General features: G+C 73.3%; 7 protein-coding genes. 3 read left to right on the forward strand and 4 right to left on the reverse strand.

The genetic code is table 11. The annotated features are described in order from the left end of the window. Positions 1-84: 84 nt before the first annotated feature. Positions 85-1587, reverse strand: coding sequence for a S8 family serine peptidase (locus tag ACFWE2_RS23325; protein WP_377226594.1), 1503 nt, complete (start codon positions 1585-1587; stop codon positions 85-87). Positions 1588-1773: 186 nt separating this feature from the next. On the opposite strand from ACFWE2_RS23325, the gene ACFWE2_RS23330 reads away from it, so the two are divergent. Further along, on the forward strand, positions 1774-2415 hold the full coding sequence (locus tag ACFWE2_RS23330; protein ID WP_377226595.1) for an FMN-binding negative transcriptional regulator: 642 nt from the start codon (positions 1774-1776) through the stop codon (positions 2413-2415). Continuing rightward, positions 2412-3941, forward strand: coding sequence for an amidohydrolase (locus tag ACFWE2_RS23335; protein ID WP_377226596.1), 1530 nt, complete (start codon positions 2412-2414; stop codon positions 3939-3941). The genes ACFWE2_RS23330 and ACFWE2_RS23335 overlap by 4 nt, the downstream gene beginning before the upstream one ends. Here the strand turns inward: ACFWE2_RS23335 and ACFWE2_RS23340 are convergent. From ACFWE2_RS23340 to ACFWE2_RS23350, 3 genes are read right to left on the reverse strand one after another with little or no spacing between them, the layout of a single operon-like run. After that, the gene (locus ACFWE2_RS23340; protein ID WP_377226597.1) at positions 3938-4291 is read right to left on the reverse strand and encodes a DUF202 domain-containing protein; all 354 of its coding nucleotides are present in this window, start codon (positions 4289-4291) and stop codon (positions 3938-3940) included. The two genes, ACFWE2_RS23335 and ACFWE2_RS23340, sit on opposite strands and share 4 nt — an antisense overlap. Then, entirely contained in the window at positions 4288-4647 is a 360-nt protein-coding gene (locus tag ACFWE2_RS23345; protein WP_377226598.1) for a YidH family protein, read from the reverse strand. The genes ACFWE2_RS23340 and ACFWE2_RS23345 overlap by 4 nt, the downstream gene beginning before the upstream one ends. A gap of 28 nt (positions 4648-4675) precedes the next feature. Then, on the reverse strand, positions 4676-6484 hold the full coding sequence (locus tag ACFWE2_RS23350; RefSeq protein WP_377226600.1) for a gamma-glutamyltransferase family protein: 1809 nt from the start codon (positions 6482-6484) through the stop codon (positions 4676-4678). A 155-nt stretch (positions 6485-6639) separates the two neighbouring features. Here ACFWE2_RS23350 and ACFWE2_RS23355 point away from each other — a divergent pair, with 155 nt between their 5' ends. Continuing rightward, positions 6640-7971, forward strand: a complete 1332-nt coding sequence (locus tag ACFWE2_RS23355; RefSeq protein ID WP_377226599.1) for an Nramp family divalent metal transporter — start codon at positions 6640-6642, stop codon at positions 7969-7971. Positions 7972-8043: the final 72 nt, after the last annotated feature.

Consider the following 8043-nt stretch of genomic DNA (forward strand, 5'->3'; position numbering starts at 1 on the left):
TCTTGCCCGGTTTGGTTTTTTGGGGGTTTTATGCCCATTTTCCGGGGGGTTTGCGGGGCTAATCCCCCCAACACAACGGAGGTGCTACTTGAGCGTCACGGCGTCCAGGGCGTCGGTGATGCCGTCGCCGTAGAAGCTGTTCTCCGTCAGAGTGCCCACGCACGGCGGTCCGGCCGTCGTCGTGGTGCACTCGTGGTCGTCGGCCTGGTCGCGGACGGCCGCCTCCAGCTTTGCCGGGCTCCAGCGCGGGTGCGCCGACTTCAGGAGCGCGAGCACGCCCGCGACGTGCGGGGACGCCATCGACGTGCCGCTCTTGAGGTCCCAGGTGCCGTCGAGCTCCGTCGACAGGATCGCGCTGCCCGGGGCGGAGACGTCGATCTTGCCGAGGCCGCGGTTCGAGAACGAGCTGAGGTTCGTCGCCTGGGTCAGGGACGAGACCGTCACGACGCCGTCCAGCTCCGCGGGGATGTCCTCGCAGTCGGAGTTGATCACCCGGTTCACGGCGGTCGAGTCGTTCGGGCTCGACGCGTCGGTGGTGTTGTTGGCCAGGTCGGTGGCCGCGTTGCCCGCCGCGGCGGCGTGCACGACGCCACGCTTCGTCGAGAAGTCGACCGCGCGGCGCACGGCCTCCTTGGCTGCTGCCTGGTCGGGCTGGTCCTCGCACCAGTACATGAACGGGTCGACGTAGTACGAGTTGTTCGTGACGTCCATGCGGTGCATGCCCGCCCAGACGAAGCCACAGACCGCGTACTCGGGGTAGATGTACCCGTCGTCGTTCACCACCTTGACCGAGGCCATCCGAACGCCCGGGGCCACGCCCACGATGCCGACGCCGTTCTGCGCCGCGGCGATGGTGCCGGCGACGTGCGTGCCGTGGTCCGACGTCGTCGGCAGCCAGCCGGTCGCCGAGGTGTCCGGCCTACCGCCGTCGGAGCAGTTCACCGACTGGTCGGCGTCGACCTGGCTGGCCAGGTCCGGGTGCGACGCGTCGATCCCGGAGTCCAGCACGCCGACGACGACGTCGGACGAGCCGGGGTTGATCTCCAGGGCCTGGTCGGCCTTGATCATCGTCATGTCCCACTGCGTCGCCTCGCCCGGGTCGGGGACGGCGGTGGTGCCGGCCGGCTCGTCGACGGTCCAGCCGGTCGAGTCCTTCTTCGCCTTGCCCACGACGGTCTTGCTCTGCTTGGCCCCGGCGGCGGTCTCGGCGCCGGGCGTGCCCTCCGTGGGGGAGACGGTGCGCGTGGCGCCGACGGACTCGACGACGCCGACGCGGTCCGCCGCGAGCACGTCCTCGCGGAACGACCCGTTCGCGGAGTGGACGACGATCACGCCGATCTGCGGCCAAGCCTGGACGACGACGCCGTCGGCCCGCTTGATCGCCCTGACCGCGAGGATGGTGTCCTGAGCGCCGGCGCGCTCCGTGTTCACGACGTACGAGAACAGGGCCCCGTCCGGCGTGACGATCGGGACGGGCGTCGACTCCGGCTCGTCGGCCGCGTTTCCGGCTGCGCTGCCGAACGCGCTGAGCGCGAGCGCCGTCGCTGTGGCGACGGCCAGTGCTCTGCGGGAGTGGGAGATGCGCATGTTCACTCTCCTGGGTGTGACGTAGGAGCCCCCGTGCGGGGCCCGTAGGGCAACCTACGCGTCCTGGCGAGGATTGCCATCGGATCCGCGAAGAAGATACGAACGCGAAACGTGCCGTTTCGCCCGGCGGTGCTTTCGTCCCCCGGGTGCGGCCCGGCCGGGTGCCCGTGATGGTTCGATGACCCTGTGATCGACAACCGCGACTACACGATCGAGGACGAGGCTCGCGTGCGCGAGCTCGTCCGCACCCACGGCTGGGCCACCCTGGTCTCGGTCGCCGACGACGGCGCGCCCGTCGCCTCCCACGTGCCGGTCCTGCTGGAGGACACGCCGCCGGGGGAGCCGATGTGCCTGCTCAGCCATGTCGGCCGGCCCGACGAGGTGCTGCACGGGCTCGACAGCGGACGCGAGTCGCTGCTCATCGTCCAGGGGCCGCACGGCTACGTGTCGCCCGGCTGGTACGACCTGACCCCGGCCGTGCCGACGTGGAACTACGTTGCGGTCCACCTGCGCTGCGCCGTCGAGCTGCTCGGGCCCGACGAGTCGTACGCGATCCTGTCCGACACGGTCGACGCGTACGAGTCGGTCATGCCCGATCCTGTCCGGCTGCCCCGGGTCGAGGAGTACGCGCGGCGCATCGCCAAGGGCGCCGCGGGGTTCCGCCTGCGGGTCACCGGATGGCAGGGCAAGGCCAAGCTCAGCCAGGACAAGCCGCGTGCCGTCGCGGAACGTGTGGTGGCGGCGCTGGAGTCCGACCCGCACTACGCGCAGCCGGCGCTCGCAGCGGAGATGCGGGCCGAGCTCGACCGCAGGCCGGGCCGGTCGTGAGCCGCGCGGACGAGCTGTTGCTGGCCGGTGCCCGCCTGGTCGGCCGCACGGACCCCGTCGACCTGCTGCTGCGCCACGGGCGCGTTGCGGACGTCGGACCGGCGGGCACGCTCGACGTCGGGCCGGTGGAGCGGGTCGAGCTGGCCGGCCGTACCGTCCTGCCCGGTCTGTGGGACAAGCACGTCCACCTCACGCAGTGGGCCCTGGTGCGCAGACGGCTCGACCTGTCGGGAGCCGGCTCCGCGGCAGAGGCGGCGTCGCTCGTGCGCGCCCGCCTCGAGGAGGGCACGCTCGAGCCCGGCGCCGCGCTCATCGGTTACGGGTTCCGGGACGGCTTGTGGCCGGACGTCCCGACCGCCGCGCTGCTCGACGAGGTGGCAGGCGACGTCCCGGTCGTCCTCGTGTCCGGCGACCTGCACTGCGCGTGGCTCAGCAGCGCCGGCCTGCGGTACGTCGGCAGCGCTCAGGGGCTCGGCGACACGCACCCCACCGGCGTGCTGCGGGAGAGCGAGTGGCTGCCGCTGGCGGCCGCCGTCGACCAGGTCGCGGACGAGCTCGCCGACACCTGGGTGGCCGACGCCGCCGCTGCCGCAGCGACCCGGGGCGTGGTCGGCGTCGTCGACCTGGAGATCACCGACAACCTGACAGCCTGGCGCCGCCGGTTCGCCGGCGGCTTCGACGCGCTGCGCGTCCGGGCGGGCGTCTGGACGCCCTGGCTGGACGACGTCCTCGCCGCGGGACTGCGTACCGGCGACGTGCTGCCCGGCACGGGCGGCCTGCTGGAGCAGGGCCCGTACAAGGTGGTCACGGACGGCTCGCTCAACACCCGCACCGCCTACTGCCACGACGCTTACCCCGGCCTGACGGGGCCCGAGGCGCACGGGATCCTGTCGGTGCCGCCCGAGGAGCTGGTCCCGCTCATGAAGCGCGCCCACGACGGCGGGCTGCGGTGCGCGATCCACGCGATCGGGGACCACGCCAACTCCCTCGCGCTGGACGCGTTCGACGCGACGGGCGCGCGCGGCTCGGTCGAGCACGCCCAGCTCCTCGATCCGGCCGACCTGGGGCGGTTCGCCGAGCTCGGCGTGATCGCCTCCATCCAGCCCGAGCACGCCATGGACGACCGGGACGTCGCCGACCGGCACTGGGCCGGCCGCACCGGGCGGGCCTTCCCGTACGGCTCCCTCGCCGACGCCGGGGCGGTGCTCGCGCTCGGCTCGGACGCCCCGGTCGCGCCTCTGGACCCCTGGGTCGCCGTCGCGGCGGCCGTCAGCCGTTCCAGGGACGGGCGCGACTCGTGGCACCCCGAGCAGCGGATCGGGCTGCGGACGGCGCTGGAGGCCTCGACGGACGGGCACGGGCTGTACCCGACGGCGGGCGGCCCGGCGGACCTGGTGGTCCTGGACGCGGACCCCCTGGAGGTCGACGTCGACGGTGGTGGGGCCGCGGGCGCGACGGACGCGCTGCGGAAGATGCCGGTGGCCGGCACCCTGCTGGCGGGCCGCTGGACCCACCGGACGTTCTAGCCGGACAGCCCGCCCAGGACGACGTACCCCGCACAGGCGGCACCGAGGACCAGGGCGGCTGCCGTGGCAAGCGCGATGGGCGCTGCGCCGTGGTCGAGGGAACCGGTGGTGTGCAGCGCGGTGTTGGCGCGGCGGTAGCCGATCGCGGCCGCGACGTAGGCGGCGACCGCCAGGCCGGCGCCGGTCACGCCGGCGAAGACGGCAGCGACGCCGGCGGCCTCCACCGTGAAGCGCATGGCGACGAGGCTGGCCACGCCGAAGGCGAGGCATGTGCGGCGCCAGGCGAGCAGGGTGCGTTCGGTCTGCAGGCCGGAGTCGTAGACGCCGTCCTCGGAGGTCGCCCGGCTCATACGAACAGCCCGATGGTCACCAGCGCGACCGCGACGACGATGCCGACGACGAGCAGCCCGCCCACGGCGAGGCCGGGCAGCGGCCGGCCCAGGCGCAGCGCCGTCTCGGTGGCGGCCCAGCCGAGCCAGGCCTGCACCGCGGCGACCGTGCCCAGCACGAGGAAGACACCGGCAGCGGCCACACGCCAGCCGGGCGCCGCGGGCAGCGAGAGCGCTTCGAGCGCGAACGCGCCCGCGTACAACCCGAGCGCCGTCCGCAGCCAGGCCAGGAACGTGCGCTCGTTGGCGAGGCTGAACCGGGGGTCGGGCTCTTCGCCGTCCCGGTAGACGCGCTGGGGAAACCTCTTCGTCGGCACCTGCCCACGGTAACGGCGCCGGCGTCGCTCAGCGGCCCGCGGCGTATCCCTGCGCGCCTCGCGGGTTGGCGCCGGCCCCCAGCAACCCGGTGGCGGGATCGCGGGTCACGGCGGACAGCCGCCCCAGCGACCAGTCGCCGGCCCGGGTCACCACGTGCCCGCGACGCTCCAGCCCCGCGATGACGTCGTCACCGAGCCGGTCCTCCACCACGGCGCCGCCCGGCGTCCAGGTCCGGGGCCAGAACGAGCCGGGGAACGACGTCGTGTGCAGGGCCGGCGCGTCGATCGCCTGCTGCGGCGTGTACCCGCCGACGAGCACGCGCAGCAGGAACAGGAGCTGCCACTGGTCCTGCTGGTCGCCGCCCGGGGAGCCGAGCGCGATCAGCGGCTCGCCGTCGCGCAGCACGAGCGTGGGCGTGAGCGTCGTGCGCGGCCGCCGTCCGGGTACCAGGGCCGACGGCGACGCCTCGTCCAGCCACGTCATCTGCAGCCGCGTACCCAGGCAGAAGCCGAGGCCGGGCACCGTGGGGGAGGACTGCAGCCAGCCGCCCGACGGCGTGGCCGAGATCATGTTGCCCCAGCGGTCCACGACGTCGATGTGGCACGTGTCGCCGCGGGTGGCACCGGTGTGCTCGGGGGAGTCGGGCTCGACCACCGGGGCGGGCACCGTCGGCTCGCCGACGCCCGCGGCCGGACCGCCCGTCGGCGCACCCGGCAGTGAACCGGCCGGGGCGCTCGTCGCGTACTCGGTGCGCAGCGTGGGCACGGGCGGCGTCGGGCGGCCGGGGACGTCGCCGGGGCGCACCTCGTGGCTCGCGGTGTCGCCCACGAGCGCCCGGCGGCGGGCCGCGTAGTCCTCGCTGAGCAGGTAGGTCAGCGGCACGTCGTCGGCCGCCGGGTCGCCGTACCAGACGTCGCGGTCCGCCATCGCGAGCTTCTGGGCCTCGAGGACCGTGTGGGCGCCGAGCTCGGTGGACGGGTCGAGCGCCCCGTCGTCGAACCCCTCGAGGATCTTGAGGGCCGCCAGCATGGCGGGGCCCTGCCCCCAGGCACCGGTCTTGGCCACGGTGTACCCGCGGAACGTCACGGTGCACGCCTCCTCGTAGGAGGCCTCGAAGCCGGCGACGTCGGCGGCGGTCATGACGCCCGCGTGGTCGCCGCCGTCGGCATGCCGGTGCGGGGTGCGCACGAACGCCTCGACCGCCGCGCCCACGCGCTCGCGCCAGGCCACCCTGGCGAGGTCGATGGCCTCCGCGCGGCTCGCCGCCCCGGAGCCCGCCGCGACGACCGCTTCCAGCAGGTCGGCGTACTCGGGGTTGGTCACGAGCGTGCCGGGGGCAGGAGCCGCGCCGTCGGGCAGCCAGCGGGCGGCCGAGGTGGGCCAGTGGTCCCGGAACAGGTCGCTGACCATGGAGATGGTCGAGCTGACCCGGCCGAGCACGGGGTGGCCGTCGCGGGCGTACCCGATGGCGTGGGCCAGGACGTCGCCGAGCTCCCAGGTGCCGTGGTCGCGCAGGAGCAGCAGCCAGGCGTCGACCGCGCCGGGCACAGCCGCCGCCAGCGCCCCCGAACCGGGCACGAGGTCGAGCCCCTCTGCCCGGTAGTGCTCGATGGTGGCGCCTGCCGGGGCAGGCCCCTGGCCCATGAGCACACGCGGGGCCGACGGCGCGTCGGCGGTGACGAAGACACCCGTCATGTCGCCGCCAGGCCCGTTGAGGTGCGGCTCGACGACGTGGAGCACGAACGCACCGGCGACCGCCGCGTCGAACGCGTTGCCTCCCCGTTCGAGCACCGCCTGGGCGCTCGCGGTGGCGATCCAGTGGGTCGAGCCCACCATCCCGAACGTGCCCTGGAGGTCGGGCCGGGTCGTCCCGGCGACGGGGGGCGAGAAGCGAGCCGGGTCGGACGGCGGCGGGACAGGCGGTGCGGAGGTCATGACACGGACGATTGCATACTCTGTCCGGCGGGTGAAAGCCTGGGTACAGTCTCGCCATGGAAAAGGACAATGAGGTCACTTCACAGGGGATGATCGAGGACCCACCGTCGTCGGGCGAGCGGACCGGGGCGGGGTACGAGGGCGCCCTCGAACGGCCACGCTGGAAGATCATCGGCCCCGGCCTCGTCGTCGCCGCCACCGGCATCGGCGCCGGCGACCTCGTCGCCACGATGGTCGCGGGCAGCAACTACGGCTACGCGCTGCTGTGGGCGGTGATCCTCGGCGTCGTCGTGAAGATCGCCCTGGTCGAGGGCGCCGGACGCTGGACGCTCGCGACCGGCCGCACCATCTTCGACGGCTGGAAGGGGCTCGGCCTGTGGGCCGTCGTCTACTTCGGCATCTACGTGGTGGTCTGGGGCTTCAGCTACGGCGCCGCCGCGATGTCCGGTGTCGGTCTCGCGCTGAACGGGCTGTTCCCGGCCGTCGACGTGCGGTACTGGGCGATGCTCTCCGGGGTCGCGGGCCTGCTGCTCGTCTGGTTCGGCAAGTACAAGCCGTTCGAGAACGTGATGGCGGTCCTCATCGGTGTCATGTTCGTGACCGTCGTGGGCTCGGCTGTGATGACGACGCCCAACCTCGGCGAGATCGCGGCAGGCCTCGTGCCGGTCATCCCCGAGGGCGCGGTCCTGAACACGCTGGGTCTCGCGGGCGGCGTCGGGGGCACCATCACCCTGGCCGCCTACGGCTACTGGCTCACCGAGAAGGGCTGGGACACACCCCGCTGGATGCGCGTGATGCGGCTCGACAACGCGTGGGCTTACATCATGTCGGGCATCTTCGTGGTGTCCATGCTCATCGTGGGCGCTGAGCTGCTGTACTCCGCCGGCATGGCCGTCGCCGACGGCGAGGAGGGGCTCATCGACCTCGCCGACGTGCTCGCACAGCGGTACGGCGCGTTCATGGCGCCGCTGTTCCTCGTCGGGTTCTTCGCCGCGACGTTCTCGTCGGTGCTCGGCGTCTGGCACGGGGTGTCGCTCATGTTCGCGGACTTCGTCGCCACGATGCGGGGCCTGCCCGGCGACGACCGCCGCCGCGGCGCCGGCGGCACGTACTACCGCGCCTACATCCTGTGGCTGACGTTCCCGCCGATGGCGCTGCTGTTCCTCGACAGGCCGATCCTGCTTGTCGTGCTCTACGGTGCGCTGGGCTCGCTGTTCATGCCCTTCCTGGCGCTGACGCTGCTGATCCTGATGAACTCGAAGGCGGTGCCGGCCCGGTGGCGCAACCGCTGGTGGGTCAACGTGGTCCTCGCCCTGGTGGCCGTGATGTTCCTGGTCCTCGGCGGCAACGAGCTCGTCAAGGTGATCGCGCCGCTCTTCGGCGGCTGATCCCCCGACGGGGGTTCCGCGAGGTAGAGCGTGTGTCCGAGAGCGCGGGGGGCGAGCCCCGCGGCCTCGGAC

This window comes from Promicromonospora sp. NPDC060271 (assembly GCF_042726755.1).
GTDB lineage: Bacteria > Actinomycetota > Actinomycetes > Actinomycetales > Cellulomonadaceae > Promicromonospora.

Bases quoted from the DNA above. Each gene is read 5' to 3' on its own strand.
- ACFWE2_RS23355 (WP_377226599.1), top strand. From the start codon at position 6,640: ATGGAAAAGGACAATGAGGTCACTTCACAGGGGATGATCGAGGACCCA.
- ACFWE2_RS23350 (WP_377226600.1), bottom strand. From the start codon at position 6,484: ATGGTGGGCTCGACCCACTGGATCGCCACCGCGAGCGCCCAGGCGGTG.
- ACFWE2_RS23325 (WP_377226594.1), bottom strand. From the start codon at position 1,587: ATGCGCATCTCCCACTCCCGCAGAGCACTGGCCGTCGCCACAGCGACG.
- ACFWE2_RS23340 (WP_377226597.1), bottom strand. From the start codon at position 4,291: ATGAGCCGGGCGACCTCCGAGGACGGCGTCTACGACTCCGGCCTGCAG.